Source organism: Delftia deserti (assembly GCF_042653485.1).
GTDB classification, from domain to species: Bacteria; Pseudomonadota; Gammaproteobacteria; order Burkholderiales; family Burkholderiaceae_C; genus Comamonas; species Comamonas acidovorans.
On record NZ_JBHSIH010000001.1, the window covers coordinates 135249 to 151207 of the forward strand.

Sequence of the window (15959 nt, forward strand, 5' to 3'; positions counted from 1 at the left end):
AACAAAGCGCCGTACACCATGACCGACACCAACAAGCAAGCACCCAGCCCTGCCGCCGCACCGGCCGCAGCCTCGCCCGTGGCCAATCCGCAGGGCCGCCGCAAGGGCCTGACCCTCATCGCCGCCGCCGTCGCGGTGGCCGCCGTCGCCTGGGGCGGCTGGCACTGGATGGTGGCCCGCAACTACCAGACCACGGACAACGCCTATGTGGCGGGCAACGTGGTGCAGATCACGCCGCAGATCGGCGGCACGGTGATCAGCATCGGCGCCGACGACACCGACTACGTCAAGCCCGGCCAGTTGCTGGTGCAGCTGGACTCGGCCGATGCCCTGGTCGCCCTGTCCCAGGCCGAGTCGCAACTGGCCCAGACCGTGCGCCAGGTTCGCACCCTGTACGCCAACAATGCGCCCCTGGTCGCCCAGGTGGCCCAGCGCGAGGCCGACCTGGCCCGGCTGCAGGCCGACGCCGCCCGCGCCCGCGAGGACGTGGACCGCCGCCGCCCGCTGCTGGCCACGGGCGCCGTGGGCAAGGAGGAGTTCGACCACGCCCAGTCCCTGGCCCGCACGGCAGGCAATGCCGCCTCTGCAGCAGAAGCCGCCGTGCGCGCAGCCAAGGCGCAGCTGACCGCTGCCGAAGCCCAGACCAAGGGCAGCAGCGCCGAAGAGCACCCCAGCGTGATCGCCGCATCGGCCAAGGTGCGCGAGGCCTATCTGGCGCTGCAGCGCACGCGCCTGGTCTCGCCCGTGGAAGGCTATGTGGCCAAGCGCGGCGTGCAACTGGGCCAGCGCGTGGCCTCGGGCGCGCCGCTGATGACGGTGGTGGGCCTGCACAACCTCTGGGTGGATGCCAACTTCAAGGAAAGCCAGCTGGCCCAGCTGCGCATAGGCCAGAAGACCGAGCTGACGGCCGATGTGTACGGCGACAAGATCAGCTACCACGGCACCGTGGTGGGCATGGGCGCAGGCACGGGCGCGGCCTTCTCGCTGCTGCCCGCGCAGAACGCCACCGGCAACTGGATCAAGGTGGTGCAGCGCGTGCCCGTACGCATTGCCCTGTCGCCGGAAGACCTGGCCCAGCACCCGCTGCGCGTGGGCCTGTCGATGGAGGCCAAGGTGGACGTGCGCGACCAGCAGGGTGAAGTGCTGGCAACCGCCACGCGCAATGCCCCCGTGGCCCAGACCTCCATCTACGACATGGCGTTGCCGCAGGCGGAGGAGCGCATCGCCCACATCGTGGCAGGCCAGAACGTGGCGCCGCTCAAGCAGTTGCCCGAGCTGCCGCCCGTTGCCATGGCCGATGCGCAAGACAGGGCACAGGGCAAGGCGCCAGCCGCAGTGGCCTCCGCGCCGGTTGATGCGCAGGCCACGCAGTCCAAGTAAGCAGGCATCGCTTCCCCGCCTTCCCAGAACCTACGCGGACTGCCTATGACTTCCTCTACCACCGCCGTGCCGGAGCCGGCGCAGCCGGGTGGCCCGACCGTGCCGCCTGCCGCGCCACCCTCGGCACCGCCGGCCATGCCCGCACGGCCCGCACCGCTCAAGGGCGCCCAGCTGGCCCTGGGCACGCTGGCCCTGTCGCTGGCCACCTTCATGAACGTGCTGGACTCGTCCATTGCCAACGTCGCCATTCCGGCGATCTCGGGCGACGTGGGCGTCAGCCCCAGCCAGGGCACCTGGGTGATCACCAGCTTTGGCGTGGCCAATGCCATCTCGGTGCCGCTCACGGGCTGGCTCACCCAGCGCTTCGGCGCCGTGCGCCTGTTCACCATGAGCGTGCTGCTGTTCGTGCTGACCTCCTGGCTGTGCGGCTTTGCCTCGTCGCTGGAGATGCTGGTGCTGTTCCGCGTGCTCCAGGGGCTGGTCGCCGGACCCATGATCCCTCTGTCGCAGACGCTGCTGCTGTCCAGCTATCCGCCAGCCAAGGCCGGGGTGGCCCTGGCGCTGTGGGGAATGACCACCCTGGTGGCGCCCGTGGTCGGCCCGCTGCTGGGGGGCTGGATCACGGACAACATCTCCTGGCCCTGGATCTTCTACATCAACGTGCCCGTGGGCCTGCTGTCGGCCCTGATGACCTGGAGCATCTACCGCAGCCGCGAGACCCCCACGCGCAAGCTGCCCATCGACTCCGTGGGCCTGGCCCTGCTGGTGCTGTGGGTGGGCGCGCTGCAGCTGATGCTGGACAAGGGCAAGGAGCTGGACTGGTTCGCCTCGGGCGAGATCATCACGCTGTGCGTGCTGGCCATCGTGAGCTTCGTGGTCTTCCTGGTCTGGGAGCTGACGGATGCGCACCCGGTGGTGGACCTGCGCCTGTTCATGCGCCGCAATTTCGCGGCAGGCTCGGTGGCGCTGTCGATTGCCTACGGCCTGTTCTTCGGCAACGTGGTGCTGCTGCCGCTGTGGCTGCAGCAGTGGATGGGCTACACCTCCACCACGGCCGGCATGGCGCTGGCGCCGGTGGGCATCTTCGCCATCATCCTGACGCCGCTGGTGGGCCGCAAGGTCACGCAGTGGGACCCGCGCAAGATGGCCACGGGCGCCTTCGTCGTGTTCGCCCTGGTGCTGTGGATGCGCTCGCGCTTCACGGTGGAGACGGACTTCATGCACATCCTGGTGCCCACGCTGATCCAGGGCGGGGCCATGGCGTTCTTCTTCATCCCGCTGACGACGATCACGCTGTCGGGCATCTCGCCGGACCGTATCCCGGCCGCCGCCGGCCTGAGCAACTTCGTGCGCATCACGGCGGGTGCCATGGGCACCTCCATCGCCACCACGCTCTGGGAAAACCGCGCCGCGCTGCACCACGCCCATCTGACCGAAGGGCTGGTCCAGGGCCAGGGCGTGTTCGGCGTCACCCTGCAGGGGCTGCAGGCCGCAGGCCTGAGCCAAGCGCAGGCGCTGGCCCAGATCAACCGCCTCATCGACCAGCAGGCCTATACGCGGGCGGCGGACGACATCTTCCTGGCGTCGTCCGTGCTGTTCCTGGTGCTGATCGTGCTGATCTGGATGACGCGGCGCCCTGCGGGCCATGCCGGTGGTGCCGAGGCGGCCGGCGCCCATTGAGGCCCAGCTTGCGGCCATCACGACAAGGAGCTGCCTGCAGGGGCAGCTCCTTTTTTGTTTACATGACGACACGCAAGGCGCCTTGAATGGGACCGCCAAGACCACCATCTCGACAGGGCTGCGCCACCGGTTCCATGATGGCGGCGGCCTGAACACCGACGGAGCACCGTGAAAACACCCCGCATCTTCCGCGCCCCGATTGCCGACTACGCCCAATCACCCCAGTCGGCGGGCGGGCGCTTTCGCAACGTCCATCCCCGCCCCGCCAACGCGCCCCAGCCCGACGCCAAGGTGATGTGGGACTTCTTCTTCAACAAGCCCAAGGACACCGAGCCTGCGGTGCCCCTGCCCGTGCAGCGGCTCACCCCCACCGACCTGGCCGCCGCGCCCGAGCGCAGCCTGTACCGCCTGGGCCACTCCACGCTGCTGATGAAACTGCGCGGCGGCTGGTGGATCACCGACCCGGTGTTTGCCGAGCGCGCCTCACCCTTTTCCTTCATCGGCCCCAAGCGCTTTCATGCGCCGCCCATCGCCCTGCATGAACTGCCCGCGCTGCGCGGCGTGGTGCTCTCGCACGACCACTACGACCATCTGGACCGTGCCACCATCCGCGCCCTGGCGCCCCGGGTCGACTTCTTCCTGTGCACGCTGGGCGTGGGCGACCGGCTCATGGCCTGGGGCGTGGACCCCGAGAAGGTGCGCCAGTTCGACTGGTGGCAGGACGTGCAGGTGGACGGCCTGCGCTTCACGGCCACGCCGGCCCAGCATTTCTCGGGCCGGGGCCTGCGCGACGGCAACCGCACGCTGTGGGCTTCCTGGGTCATCGAGGACCTGGCAAGCGCCGACACGCTGCGTGTCTTCTTCAGCGGCGACGGCGGCTACTTCGACGGCTTTGCGGAAATCGGCCGGCGCTTCGGCCCCTTCGACCTCACGCTGATGGAAACCGGCGCCTACGATCCGCACTGGCCGTATGTGCACATGCACCCGGCCCAGACCGTGCAGGCCCACCGCGACCTGGGCGGACGCTGGCTGCTGCCCATTCACAACGGCACCTTCAGCCTGGCCATGCATGCCTGGTGGGACCCCTTCGAGCGCGTGCTGGCGCTGGGTGCCGAGCACGGCATTGCCGTGGCCACCCCCATGATGGGCGAGCGCGTGGACCTGGCCGCCCCCCATGCAGGCGAGCGTTGGTGGCGCGCCCTGGTGCCCCATGCCGTGCAGGACGCAGCCGCATCAGCGCCACAGGCGCAGCCGCGATAAATCCGTTTTTGCTGCATTGCGTCATCGGCCTACGCGGGCCGGCATCCATCTGGATAAAGTGGATCCAGCTTCAGGAGTGCACATGGCAAATCGCAAAAATCCCCGGGCCGCCCTGGTCGCCCGCCAGGCCACCGACCTGGCCGTCGCAGCGCCCCAGGTCGTGGCCCATCGCCTCACCCGCATGGCCATGGCAGGCGCCAATCCCTCCGCGCGGGACCGGCGTGAATTCACACGCATGGTGTCCGAGAAACAGACAGCCTTCCAGCAATCCTGGGCGGCTATGGGCATGCAGTCCATGGTCGCCAGCCAGGCCCTGATGCAGGCCTGGATGCGCATGTGCTGGACCCCCTGGAGCACCTCCACCTGGAACGGCGGTGCCCTGGCATCGCAGGCTTCGCAATGGCAAAACGCCATGTGGGGCGTGGTGGGCAAGGGCCTGGCCCCCGTGCACCGCACGGCGGTGGCCAATGCCAAGCGCCTGGCGCGTGGCTGAGCACGGCCAAGTGCGACTGATCGCTGCCCAACGCGGCTGATCCACCCATATCAAGCCCGCTCCATTCACCGGAGCGCGGCCACGCGGCAGGGCCGATGCGGGGGCGAGGTTCGGGTATCCTCGCGACCTTCGTTCCGTTTTGCTGCGCTGCCGCATTTCCAGGCATGGACTCCATGCAGAGACTGAAAACACGGCCGCGGCAGGCGGATTCCTCCTTTCTGCCATCGCTTTGCCAGTCTTCCCGGAGTTCTCTGATGACACACAAGGCCCCGCCAGCCGGCCATGGCCTGCACGGTCAAGACGACCTGCAGCGCAATCTCACCAACCGCCATATCCAGCTCATCGCCATCGGCGGGGCCATAGGCACGGGCCTGTTCATGGGCTCGGGCAAGACCATCAGCCTGGCCGGCCCGTCCATCATCTTTGTCTACACCATCATCGGCGTGATGCTGTTCTTCGTGATGCGGGCCATGGGCGAGCTGCTGCTGTCCAACCTGCAGTACCGCTCCTTCATCGACTTCTCGTCCGACCTGCTCGGCCCCTGGGCCGGGTTCTTCACGGGCTGGACCTACTGGTTCTGCTGGATCGTCACGGGCATTGCCGATGTGATTGCCATATCGGCCTACTCCCAGTTCTGGTTCCCGGACCTGCCGCAGTGGGCACCGGCCATCGCCTGCGTGGGCCTGCTGCTGAGCCTGAACCTGCTGACGGTGAAGCTGTTCGGCGAGATCGAGTTCTGGTTCGCCATGATCAAGATCGTGGCCATCGTGGCCCTGGTGGGCACGGGGCTGTACATGGTGGGTGCCGCCTTCGTCTCGCCTGCGGGGCGTGCGGCCAGCCTGTCCAACCTCTGGAATGACGGCGGCATGTTCCCCAACGGAATGATGGGTTTCTTCGCGGGCTTCCAGATCGCGGTGTTCGCCTTCGTGGGCATCGAGCTGGTGGGCACCACGGCGGCCGAGGCCAAGGACCCCGAGCGCACGCTGCCGCGCGCCATCAACTCCATTCCCGTGCGCATCATCGTGTTCTACGTGCTGGCCCTGATCGCCATCATGGCCGTCACGCCCTGGCGCGATGTGGTGCCGGGCAAGAGCCCGTTCGTGGAGCTGTTCGTGCTGGCGGGCCTGCCGGCGGCCGCGGGCGTGATCAATTTCGTGGTGCTGACCTCGGCCGCCTCGTCGGCCAACAGCGGTGTGTTCTCCACCAGCCGCATGCTCTACGGCCTGGCGATCAAGGGCGATGCACCCAAGGCCTTCCACCGGCTGTCGCGCAGCAGCGTGCCCTCGCGCGGGCTGCTGTTTTCATGCACCTGCCTGCTGGCCGGCGCGTTTCTGATGTGGGTGGTGCCCGATCTGGTGGAGGCCTTCACGCTGGTGACCACGGTATCGGCCATCCTGTTCATGTTCGTGTGGTCGCTGATCCTGCTGTCCTATATCGCCTACCGGCGCCAGCGCGCGGCCCTGCATGAGGCTTCGCGCTACAAGATGCCCGGCGGCGTGGCCATGTGCTGGGCCTGCCTGGTGTTCTTTGCCGCCATCCTGGGCCTGCTCACCCTGCAGGCCGACACGCGCCAGGCGCTGGTGGTGACGCCGGCCTGGTTTGCCCTGCTGGCCATCGCCTACCAGTTCGTGCGCCGCCAGGCATCGCGCCAGTCGGCGGAGCGCTCCACCGCCCTTGCGGGCACGGCAGCCGAACCGCGCTGACCCTCTCCCGGCCGCCCCCCTGCGCATGGGGGCGGCCATTGCAGGGTGCCTTTGGCGCCCGCGCTCCCTCTGCGCCCCCTTCAGCGACTCCTTCAGCGACTCCGCTGCCCCTCTTGATGCGCACCAAACTTGTGCACAGCATCTTTGGCCTGTCCAGCAGTTAGATAACGAGTGAACAAAAAAACAACTGTCTTTACGCCAACAAAAAGATGTGGATACAAATCGTTATCATTCGCACCTTGATTTTTAACCAAACCGGAACTTTACAAAGATGGTCAGAATCTCGGTGCTCCGCCCGCTTCCTCTTTGCGCCGCCCTGGCATGCACAGCCATGGCCCATGCCCAGTCAGCCGACAACAAGGCCGACACGTCCCTGTCCACCGTGGTGGTGACCGCCTCGGGCACGGCCGTGGACATCAAGGAAGCGCCGGCCAGCATCAGCGTGATCACCCGCGAGGACATCGAGCGCAAGCCCGTCACCAGCATCGGCGAGCTGCTGTCCACCATTCCCGGCGTGACCGGCGGCCTGTCCGGCACGGGCGCCCAGTCCAAGATCAAGCTGCGCGGCCTGCCCGAGAAGTACACGCTGATCCTGGTGGACGGCAAGCGCCAGGGCAACTCGGCCGGCATCAACTACCGCGACGACCTGGGCTCGCAGGATCTGGACTGGATCTCGCCTGAGATGATCGAGCGCATCGAGGTGGTGCGCGGCCCCATGTCCTCGCTGTACGGCTCGGACGCCATGGGCGGCGTGATCAACATCATCACGCGCAAGATCGGCAAGCGCTGGAGCGGCTCGACGACGCTGAACTACAGCAAGCCCTCCGACGGCGACCGCGGCGACACGCGCCAGCTGGGCTTCAACATCAGCGGTCCGCTGTCCGACAAGTTCGGCCTGCGCCTGGGCGGCAACTACACGGACCGCGCAGCCGACGAGAGCACGGGCGGCTTCCCGGGCACCTACCAATCGACGGCCGGCTCGCGCAAGCAAAACCTCAACGCCCTGCTCAACTGGCAGCTCACACCCGACCAGGTGATCGGCATCGAGGCCGCGCAAGGCATCCAGCGCGCCACGGGATCCGACGCGCGCACGGCGTCGGGCGACCAGGTGGTCTATCCCTGGGGCCTGAGCAAGCTGGAGCAGACCAAGTTCGGCCTCAGCCATGACGGCCGCTGGGGCGACCTGACCTCCAAGCTCAACCTCGTGCACAACAAGTACGAGGACAAGGGCGACACCATCGGCAACAACTCCAAGGAAACCACGCTGGACGGCCGCATCGACAAGCCGTTGAAGCTGTGGGGCCTGGACCAGGCCATGACGCTGGGCATGCAGTGGCGCCGCGAGTCGCTGGACAACCGCGACACCATCGGCCTGGCGCCCATCGACTACGCGGGGCGCCCGGTCTCGGGATCGGGCCTGAGCGCCACCACCTGGGCACTGTTCGGCGAGGACCAGATCTTCCTGCGAGAGAACCTGGCGCTGACGCTGGGCCTGCGCATGGACCACCACCAGAAATACGGCAACAACTGGAGCCCGCGCGCCTACCTGGTCTACCACCCGGCCTCGGAGTGGACGGTTCGCGGCGGCGTCTCGCGCGGCTTCCGTGCGCCCAATCTGAAGGAAAACTCGGCCAGCGCCGCCACGCAATCCGGGGGCAACGGCTGCCGCAGCCTGGCCGGCATGGGCTGGACCAACACCAGCGTCAACGCCGACGGCACGCGCGGCTGCTACATGGCCGGCAACCCCGACCTGCAGCCCGAGACCAGCACCAACTTCGAGCTGGGCACCAGCTGGGACCGCAATGGCTGGGCGCTGGGTGTCACCTACTTCCACACCAACTTCAAGAACAAGATCGACTACCAGCCGCTGGGCTTCTACAACGGCTTCTGGTGGACCCGCATGGCCAACGCCCAGCGTGCCCGCACGCGCGGCCTGGAAGGCTTCGTGAATGTTCCCCTGGCCAAGGGCCTGACCTGGAACACCAACATCACCAAGATGTTCGAATCCAAGAACCTGAGCACGGGCGCCTCGCTGCTGGCCGTGCCCGAGCTGTCCATCTACTCGTCGCTGCAGTGGCAGATCCGCCAGGGCTGGTCCGCCATGTTCAGCGCCCGCCACGTGGGCAAGGAAGTCGTGACCACGGGCACGGCCACCACCTTCGCCAAGGCCTATACGACCTTTGACGTGTCCATGAACTACAACGTGACCGACACCCTGACCCTGCGCGCCGGCATCATCAACCTCGCCGACAAGGAAACCCGCACCATCGGCGCCAACTACGACAACGGCGGCCGTACCTACTTCGTAGGGATGACGGCGCGGTTCTGATGGCGCGGTCCTGATGGCCCGTTGCCGGCGCTTGCGCTGACCCAGACAAAGCGCCCGTTGTGACGGGCGCTTTTTTCATGGCGAAGAGCAAAGCCTCACTCCCAGACACCGCCCTGCGTAGGGGGCTTGCGCGTCAGCAATTCCTCGTCTGTCAAGGGTCGGCCTGTCCAGACATTCACCTTCGAGGCGCCGGCCGCGTTGGCCAGCTCGCGCAAGGCCCTCAGTTCCACCTGGGTGAATCCGCCCTCGGGGTCGCCCAGCGGATGGATGACGATGTGCGGGGAGGCCGCCAGCCAGGCACGCCGATGCATGCGCCTGAGCTGGTACTTCAGAAGCTGCTCGGCCAGGATGAAGTCCGATATCAGCGAACGCGGGTGGGCGAAGGGATTGACGAGTTCGGCAGGCTCCGATGCAGCCGCGAGCCTGGCCTGCGGGCCGGCCGCGAGAATCCGGCGCCGGGGCGGCGGACTCAGGGCCAGCTCGGGAACCTCCGACAGGGTCTGCCCGGTCTTCGGATCCTTCAGCGTCAGGCGCTCGGGAGAAATCTGTACGTAGATGAGTGATATGAAGGCAGAGAGCATGGATATCCATCAACCAATTTTCTGAACCACGGTCTGGCCCGGCAGCAAGGCCCGGCCATCCCCACCGCGCGGCAGCATGGGGGCAACGGGCTGGCCGGTCTGGCGGTCCAGCAGCAGCGAATGCGCCTCGCCCGGCGCGAACAGATGGCCTTCGCCCCATTGCCGCAAGGCCACGATCACCGGGAACAGCTCAAGGCCCTGGGCCGTGAGTACGTATTCCAGGTAGGCCGAGCCTTCGGCGGCGGGGCGGGTTTCGAGGATGCCGGCCTCCACCAGCCGGCGCAGCCGGTCGGCCAGGATATTGCGGGCCGCGCCCAGGCTGCGCTGGAAATCGCCAAAGCGGCTGATGCCATCGAAGGCATCGCGAACGATGAGCAGCGACCAGCGGTCGCCGATCACATCCAGGGAGCGGGCCACCGGACAGGGCTGCGGTGTGTCAGGGCGGATGTCTTCTTTCATGACGTCATTGTGGTTGCATTTCAAAACTGGTTCAACTAGCATCCAACCAGTTTTGTTTTGCAACTGGATTCATCCCATGAACACCTTCCCTGCCCCGGACACGGTCCGCATGCCGCGCAGCCTGGTGCTGCTGTTCGCCGCTGCCAGCGGCCTGAGCGTGGCCAATGTCTATTACGCCCAGCCGCTGCTGGAGGCGCTGGCGGCCGACTTCGGCATCAGCCATGCAGCCGTGGGCGGCGTGGTCACCGCCACGCAGGCCGGCTGTGCGCTGGCGCTGCTGCTGCTGGTGCCGCTGGGCGACCGGCTGGAGCGGCGGCGGCTCATGCTTTTGCAGTTGCTGGGCCTGGTGCTGGCCCTGGCGGCAGTCGGCACTGCGCGTTCGGCCGTTCTGCTGCTGGCGGGCATGCTGGCCGTGGGCCTGCTGGGCACGGCCATGACGCAGGGGCTGATCGCCTATGCGGCCAGCGCCAGCCAGGCGCATGAGCGCGGGCGCGTGGTGGGCGCAGCCCAGGGCGGGGTTTTCATCGGCCTGCTTTTGGCGCGCGTGTTTGCCGGCGCCGTGGGTGACCTGGCTGGCTGGCGTGGCGTCTATGCCTGCTCGGCCCTGCTGATGCTGGCCCTGGCCTGGCCCCTGTGGCGGCAACTTCCCCGGCTGGCGATGCCCTTGCATGCACCCAGCTACACGCAGCTGCTCGCCTCCATGCTCCAGCTGCTGCGCCAGGATCGCATGCTGCGCACACGCGGCATGCTGGCCCTGCTGATGTTTGCCACCTTCAACATCTTCTGGAGCGCCCTGGTCCTGCCGCTGAGCGCACCGCCCTACAGCCTGTCGCTCACGGCCATCGGCGCCTTTGGCCTGGCCGGCGTGGTCGGCGCACTGGCAGCAGCCCGTGCCGGGCACTGGGCCGACCAGGGTTTCGCGCAGCGCACCAGCCTGGGCGCGCTGGTGATCCTGCTGCTGGCCTGGGCGCCGATTGCACTGCTGGAGCAATCGCTGTGGGCGCTGGTCGCCGGCATCGTGCTGCTGGACCTGGGCGGCCAGGCCCTGCATGTAACCAACCAGAGCCTGATCTTTCGCAGCAACCCGCAGGCCCACAGCCGGCTGGTGGGCCTGTACATGCTGTTCTATGCCGTGGGCAGCGGGCTGGGGGCGCTGATTGCCACCAATGCCTACGCGCGGTTTGGCTGGCACGGCGTCTGCGTGGCAGGGGCGGCGTTCAGCCTGGCGGCCCTGGTGTTCTGGGCCATGACACGGGAAACGGCTGCCCAGGCCAGCGTTCCCGCCTAGACCCGGCTCACCAGCTCCGAAGGCACCCGCCCCAGCGCCTTGCGGAACATGGTGGAAAACGCGCTGGGGCTGTCATAGCCCAGGTCCAGCGCCACCTGCGTGACCGAGGCGCCCGCAGACAGCCGCGACACCGCCGCCAGCAGGCAGGCCTGCTGGCGCCAGGCGCCAAAGGCCATGCCTGTGTGCTGCTGGAAAAACCTGCTGAAGGTGCGCAGGCTCTTGTTCAGCGCCTGTGCCCAATCCTGGGGCGTGGCGCGGATGCTGGGCTGGGCCAGGAACTGCTTGCACAGGGCGGCCAGTTTTTCATCGCGGGGAATGGGCGCGAACAGCGGCAGGCTGCGGGCCGAGGCCAGCTCGTGCAGCACCAGCGTGACCAGGGCGCCGTCGCGGCCTGCTTCGTCGTACAGCGCCGGCAGGTCGGCGCAGGACAGCAGCAGCTGGTGCAGCAGCGGGGTGACGACCAGGGCCTCGCAGTGCACACCCGGGCGGGGCGCGGCGGCCGGTTCGATGTACAGGCTGCGCGTGCTCACGCCCTGCATGCGCACGCTGTGCGGCTTGCCGGCCGGAATCCATACGCCGCTGTAGGGCGGGATGGTCCAGGCGCCGTCGTCGGTGGCCACCTCCATCAGCCCGCTCATGCCATAGAGAAACTGTGCGCGCCGGTGGCTGTGCGTGGGCAGCAAGGTGCCGGGCGTGTAGTCGGTGCCGATGGCCAGCACATCGCGCGCCACGGCGTCCACGGAATGCAGCGGGATGTTGAGCATGGGAAGGTCCGGAAAACAGCCAGCAGGCTTTGGCAGGAATTCGAGGATTATTGACCTATCCGCGAAAGCAGGCCAAACCGCGGCATCCTAAGGTTCAGTCCTTGCTCGTTTTTCCAAAGGACTGTCTGTGTTTCCTCTCCTGCTGCTGGCTTTCGGTGTGCTTGCCGGCGTGACCACCGTGCTCTTCGGCTTTGGCGGCGGCTTCGTGGCCGTTCCGCTGCTCTATGCGCTGCTGACCACCATCCACGGTGCGGACTCCGCCATTGGCCAGGCGGCCATGCACATTGCCGTGGCCACCTCCACCTGCGTGATGATTTTCGGCGCCTCCATGGCCACGCTGCGCCAGCATCGTGCGGGCGCCCTGCCGTGGGAGCAGGTGCGACCGCTGGCCGGCTTCATCGCGGCCGGCGCCGTGGCGGGCGCGGCGGCCGCCACCTGGATCAGCGGGGAATGGGTGCGCTGGGCTTTCATCGCCTACCTGGCCCTGACCATCGCCGACGCGCTGCTGCGCCCGGGCTTCGTGCACGGCACCGCCGCCGGCATGCAGCCCATGGGCCGGCGGGCGGCGGCCACGGCGGGCCTGGCCATTGGTGCGATCGCGGCCTTCCTGGGCGTGGGCGGCAGCGTGATGACCGTGCCGCTGATGCGCCGGCGCGGCGCCAGCATGGCGGCCGCCACGGCCATGGCCAGCCCGCTGTCCCTGCCCATGGCCGTGGCGGGCACCGCTGCCTACATGCTGGCATCGCAAGGCGCGGGGCTGGGCCCCTGGCATGTGGGCTATGTGGACCTGCAGGCCTTTGCGCTGCTGACGGCCGGATCGTGGACGGGCATCAGGCTGGCGGCACCGCTGATCGGCCGCATTCCCGATGCCCTGCATGCCAAGGCCTACCTGGCCCTGCTGGGCCTGGTGCTGCTGGTCATGATCGTGGCCTGAGCGCTGCGCTCAACCCTCCTGGAAGATCGCCTCGATCCGGGTCTCGAACACCCGGGCAATGGCGAATGCCAGCGGCAGGCTGGGGTCGTAGCGGCCCGTCTCGATCGCGTTCACGGTCTGGCGCGACACGCCCAGCAGGTCCGCCAGCGCAGCCTGGCTCCAGCCGCGCTCGGCGCGCAGTTCACGGATGGTGTTTTTCATCGCCGGGCCGCCCCAAGATGAAAAAGCACCCCCTTGGGGGGCAGCGGACCTTGCGCAGCAAGGGTAGCGTAGGGGTCATTTTTCATCGCCGGGCCGCCCCAAGATGAAAAAGCACCCCCTCGGGGGGCTGCGGACCTTGCTCAGCAAGGGTAGCGTGGGGGTCATTTTTCATGGGAGGGCCACCTTGGCAGGCCGGCTCATCGGCTGCGCAGCCAGTGGGCCACCGAGGCAGCCACCCAGAGCGCGCCCATCAAGGGCCACACCATGAACATGCTGAGCTTGGGAAAACCTGCCATTTCCAGGAATCCGTAGGTGAAGGTGAGGCCCGCCGTACCCGCCGCCGCAATCGCCAGTTGCTCCAGCATGGACTTGCGCAGGAACTCGTCGGTATCGCGCACCAGGCGCACGATGGCCCGCACGGCCAGCGCAAACGCCAGCATGGGGCTGAGCAGCAGCGCCGTGCGCAGGGCCCCGGCCTGCATGTCGGCGCTGAGCAAAAGCGCCCCCACAAGCAGCGCCATGTAGAGCAGCAGCGCAAATCCCAGCTCCTTCTGGTAGCGGCGGTTGGTGACCGTTGTTTGATTCATGGAAGTCTCTCGCAATATGTAAAGGATGCTTGACATTGTGCGCCGCCATCCACGGACATGTCAAGCAAGCTTTACATTCTCACTGAACGCCCCGCCGTACAATCGCCGCCGTTGGTGCCAGCAGCCCCAGGGGCTGCGGTTAAACGGGAAACATGGGGCGGCCAGATAAAGCCGCCCGCGTGTACTGCCCCCGCAACAGTGAGTGAAACGCCGCGTGCATGCACCGGCCCCCGCCAAACCCGTGCCACTGGGCGTACAGCCCGGGAAGGCCTTGGCGAGTGCGTCACCAGTCTGGATACCGGCCAACAGGCGGCCGGCCGCGCATGCAGCGCAGCCGGTCTTTTTGGTTTCCGTGCCGGCGGGGTCGCTGGCGCGCAACTGGTCCGCATCCATGCACACCCTCGCCCTCGCGCGCGCCCCTGGCGCCGCTCTTCGCTCGCCCTCGGCGTTCCCCGTACTGCGCACGTTGTCCGCCCTGGCTGCGGCCTCGCTGCTGGCCTGCCAGGCCCAAGCACAGGCACAACAGGCGCAGCGCGCACAGACCTCCCTGCTCGATACCGTGGTCGTCACCGCCTCGCGCAGCGAGCAGTCCCTGCGCACCGTCACGGCCGACATGACCGTGATCGACGCCGAGACCATTGCCCGCAGCGGCGCCACCGGCGTGGCCGACCTGCTGGCGCAGGTGCCGGGCGTGCAGATCAACCGCAATGGCGGGCCAGGCCAGGTCACCTCGGTCTACCTGCGCGGCACCAGCAACCAGCACACTGCCGTGTTCATCGACGGCGTGCGCTACAGCTCGCAGGAGTTGCAGGGCGGCGCGGTCTGGTCCACGCTGCCGCTGGCGCAGATAGAGCGCATCGAAGTGCTGCGCGGCCCGGCCGCCGCCATCTATGGCTCAGACGCCATGGGCGGCGTGATCCAGATCTTCACCAAGCGGGCGGACGGCCAGACCCGCGCCTATGCCGAGGCCGGCATAGGCAACCAGGGCAGCAGCAAGCTGGCCACGGGATTTCAGGGCGGGGCCAACGGCTTCACCTATGGGCTGAACCTGGCTGACGAGCGCAGCGACGGCTTTGACGTCTACCCCGGCAACACCTTCTCGCCCAACCCGGACAAGGATGGCTACAGCAACACCTCGCTGGGCCTGAACGCGGGCTACAAGACAGGCATCCACCAGATCGACGCCAGCCTGCTGCACAGCCGCCTGCGCACCCACTACGACCAGAGCCCGCCGCCGTTCGACGACTACGACGTCGTCAAGAACACCACCGGCAGCCTGCGCTGGCAGGCCGGCTGGAACGCCATTTACAAAAGCGTGGTCCAGATCTCCCATACCGACAGCCAAAGCGACCGCCACACCCAGTCGCCCGAAAGCGCCAAGGGCCGCTCCACCAACTACCTGCTGCAGAACCTGTTCACGCTGGGCCAGCACCGTTTCAACATCGACCTGGAGCGCCGCGAGGACAAGCTGGACACGCAATACGCCTGGACCCAGAACACCGACAGCCGGCGCGTGCAGAACTCCCTGTCGGCCGGCTGGCGCCTGACGGAGGGGCGCCACCAGTTCGACGCCAACCTGCGCCACGACCAGGTGCGCGACCAGCAGAACAAGACTACGGGCGGCCTGGGCTACGGCCTGCAGATCGACGAGCGCTGGCGCTGGGTGGCATCGGCCGGCACGGCCTTCAGAACCCCCACGCTGTACGAGCGCTTCACCGGCCAGGCAGCGGCCGACCTCAAGCCCGAAAGCAGCACCAACGTGGAAACGGGCCTGCACTATGCGGCCGGTGCCAACCGCCTCTCGGCCGTGGTCTACCGCAACAAGTTCAAGAACCTCATCACCTACGACTGGAACAGCGCCCTTCCCTGCAACTGCTACCGCAACTGGCAGAGCGTGGAGATCACCGGCCTGACGCTGGCGGGCAGCACGCGCCTGGGCAGCGCCAATCTGGGCGCCTCGCTGGACTTCATGAACCCCGAGAACCTGGAGACCGGCAAGCTGCTGCCCTACCGCTCCAAGCGCATGCTCAAGCTCAATGCCGACACCCAGGCGGCCGGCTGGACGCTGGGCGGCGAAGCCCAGCTGTACAGCGGCCGCTACGCAGACGAGGCGAATACCTTCAAGCTGGGCGGCTACGGCGTGGTCAACCTCTACGCCCAGCGCCAGTTGAACAGGCAATGGACGCTGCTGGCCCGTGTCAACAACATCGCCGACCGCGACTACGCCCCCACGCGCGGCTATGCCAACGCAGGCCGCACCGTGTTCGTCAGCGTGCGCTGGACACCTCTGCCCTGACCCC

Annotated in this window: 14 protein-coding genes and 1 riboswitch; of the genes, 9 read left to right on the forward strand and 5 right to left on the reverse strand. The window is 67.6% G+C overall.

All coding sequences use genetic code 11. The annotated features are described in order from the left end of the window. The first annotated feature begins 18 nt into the window (after positions 1-18). From ACFPFG_RS00645 to ACFPFG_RS00670, 6 genes are all read left to right on the forward strand, one after another. On the forward strand, positions 19-1380 hold the full coding sequence (locus tag ACFPFG_RS00645) for an HlyD/EmrA/EmrK family protein (protein ID WP_013802447.1): 1362 nt from the start codon (positions 19-21) through the stop codon (positions 1378-1380). A 45-nt stretch (positions 1381-1425) separates the two neighbouring features. Then, the gene (locus tag ACFPFG_RS00650) at positions 1426-3060 is read left to right on the forward strand and encodes a DHA2 family efflux MFS transporter permease subunit (RefSeq protein ID WP_380104397.1); all 1635 of its coding nucleotides are present in this window, start codon (positions 1426-1428) and stop codon (positions 3058-3060) included. Between the two features lie 168 nt (positions 3061-3228). Beyond that, the gene (locus tag ACFPFG_RS00655) at positions 3229-4320 is read left to right on the forward strand and encodes an MBL fold metallo-hydrolase (RefSeq protein WP_380104399.1); all 1092 of its coding nucleotides are present in this window, start codon (positions 3229-3231) and stop codon (positions 4318-4320) included. Between the two features lie 82 nt (positions 4321-4402). Next, the gene (locus tag ACFPFG_RS00660; RefSeq protein ID WP_065345843.1) at positions 4403-4813 is read left to right on the forward strand and encodes a polyhydroxyalkanoate granule-associated phasin; all 411 of its coding nucleotides are present in this window, start codon (positions 4403-4405) and stop codon (positions 4811-4813) included. Between the two features lie 254 nt (positions 4814-5067). Then, the gene (gene cycA / locus ACFPFG_RS00665) at positions 5068-6516 is read left to right on the forward strand and encodes a D-serine/D-alanine/glycine transporter (protein WP_380104401.1); all 1449 of its coding nucleotides are present in this window, start codon (positions 5068-5070) and stop codon (positions 6514-6516) included. 331 nt (positions 6517-6847) lie between these two features. Next, positions 6848-8845 carry a TonB-dependent receptor domain-containing protein gene (locus ACFPFG_RS00670; RefSeq protein WP_380104403.1) on the forward strand — a complete coding sequence of 666 codons (1998 nt, stop codon included), beginning with the start codon at positions 6848-6850 and terminating at the stop codon, positions 8843-8845. 95 nt (positions 8846-8940) lie between these two features. Here the strand turns inward: ACFPFG_RS00670 and ACFPFG_RS00675 are convergent, their stop codons facing one another. Continuing rightward, a complete protein-coding gene (locus ACFPFG_RS00675) occupies positions 8941-9426 on the reverse strand; it encodes a rod shape-determining protein (RefSeq protein WP_312376583.1) in 486 nt (161 codons plus the stop codon). A 9-nt stretch (positions 9427-9435) separates the two neighbouring features. Next, positions 9436-9885: a winged helix-turn-helix transcriptional regulator gene (locus ACFPFG_RS00680; RefSeq protein ID WP_380104405.1), complete on the reverse strand. Its 450-nt coding sequence runs from the start codon at positions 9883-9885 to the stop codon at positions 9436-9438. A 76-nt stretch (positions 9886-9961) separates the two neighbouring features. Between ACFPFG_RS00680 and ACFPFG_RS00685 the strand changes: the two genes are divergently transcribed. After that, positions 9962-11173: an MFS transporter gene (locus ACFPFG_RS00685; RefSeq protein ID WP_380104407.1), complete on the forward strand. Its 1212-nt coding sequence runs from the start codon at positions 9962-9964 to the stop codon at positions 11171-11173. Here ACFPFG_RS00685 and ACFPFG_RS00690 read toward each other — a convergent pair. Beyond that, positions 11170-11937: an AraC family transcriptional regulator gene (locus tag ACFPFG_RS00690; RefSeq protein WP_183018036.1), complete on the reverse strand. Its 768-nt coding sequence runs from the start codon at positions 11935-11937 to the stop codon at positions 11170-11172. The genes ACFPFG_RS00685 and ACFPFG_RS00690 overlap by 4 nt on opposite strands. A 127-nt stretch (positions 11938-12064) precedes the next feature. Between ACFPFG_RS00690 and ACFPFG_RS00695 the strand changes: the two genes are divergently transcribed. Further along, positions 12065-12871, forward strand: a complete 807-nt coding sequence (locus ACFPFG_RS00695) for a sulfite exporter TauE/SafE family protein (RefSeq protein ID WP_380104409.1) — start codon at positions 12065-12067, stop codon at positions 12869-12871. Positions 12872-12880: 9 nt separating this feature from the next. On the opposite strand, the gene ACFPFG_RS00700 is transcribed toward ACFPFG_RS00695, so the two are convergent. After that, complete coding sequence (locus ACFPFG_RS00700; RefSeq protein ID WP_013802457.1) at positions 12881-13072, reverse strand: helix-turn-helix transcriptional regulator; 192 nt, start codon at positions 13070-13072, stop codon at positions 12881-12883. 197 nt (positions 13073-13269) lie between these two features. Continuing rightward, positions 13270-13659, reverse strand: coding sequence for a hypothetical protein (locus ACFPFG_RS00705; protein WP_017406629.1), 390 nt, complete (start codon positions 13657-13659; stop codon positions 13270-13272). Positions 13660-13755: 96 nt separating this feature from the next. Next, a riboswitch (cobalamin riboswitch) is annotated at positions 13756-13980 on the forward strand. A 70-nt stretch (positions 13981-14050) separates the two neighbouring features. On the opposite strand from ACFPFG_RS00705, the gene ACFPFG_RS00710 reads away from it, so the two are divergent. Continuing rightward, positions 14051-15955, forward strand: a complete 1905-nt coding sequence (locus ACFPFG_RS00710; RefSeq protein ID WP_380104412.1) for a TonB-dependent receptor domain-containing protein — start codon at positions 14051-14053, stop codon at positions 15953-15955. Positions 15956-15959: the final 4 nt, after the last annotated feature.

Coding starts and splice junctions, on each gene's coding strand:
- ACFPFG_RS00645 (WP_013802447.1), top strand. CDS start 19: ATGACCGACACCAACAAGCAAGCACCCAGCCCTGCCGCCGCACCGGCC.
- ACFPFG_RS00650 (WP_380104397.1), top strand. CDS start 1,426: ATGACTTCCTCTACCACCGCCGTGCCGGAGCCGGCGCAGCCGGGTGGC.
- ACFPFG_RS00660 (WP_065345843.1), top strand. CDS start 4,403: ATGGCAAATCGCAAAAATCCCCGGGCCGCCCTGGTCGCCCGCCAGGCC.
- cycA (WP_380104401.1), top strand. CDS start 5,068: ATGACACACAAGGCCCCGCCAGCCGGCCATGGCCTGCACGGTCAAGAC.
- ACFPFG_RS00670 (WP_380104403.1), top strand. CDS start 6,848: ATGGCCCATGCCCAGTCAGCCGACAACAAGGCCGACACGTCCCTGTCC.
- ACFPFG_RS00675 (WP_312376583.1), bottom strand. CDS start 9,426: ATGCTCTCTGCCTTCATATCACTCATCTACGTACAGATTTCTCCCGAG.
- ACFPFG_RS00680 (WP_380104405.1), bottom strand. CDS start 9,885: ATGAAAGAAGACATCCGCCCTGACACACCGCAGCCCTGTCCGGTGGCC.
- ACFPFG_RS00685 (WP_380104407.1), top strand. CDS start 9,962: ATGAACACCTTCCCTGCCCCGGACACGGTCCGCATGCCGCGCAGCCTG.
- ACFPFG_RS00690 (WP_183018036.1), bottom strand. CDS start 11,937: ATGCTCAACATCCCGCTGCATTCCGTGGACGCCGTGGCGCGCGATGTG.
- ACFPFG_RS00700 (WP_013802457.1), bottom strand. CDS start 13,072: ATGAAAAACACCATCCGTGAACTGCGCGCCGAGCGCGGCTGGAGCCAG.
- ACFPFG_RS00705 (WP_017406629.1), bottom strand. CDS start 13,659: ATGAATCAAACAACGGTCACCAACCGCCGCTACCAGAAGGAGCTGGGA.
- ACFPFG_RS00710 (WP_380104412.1), top strand. CDS start 14,051: ATGCACACCCTCGCCCTCGCGCGCGCCCCTGGCGCCGCTCTTCGCTCG.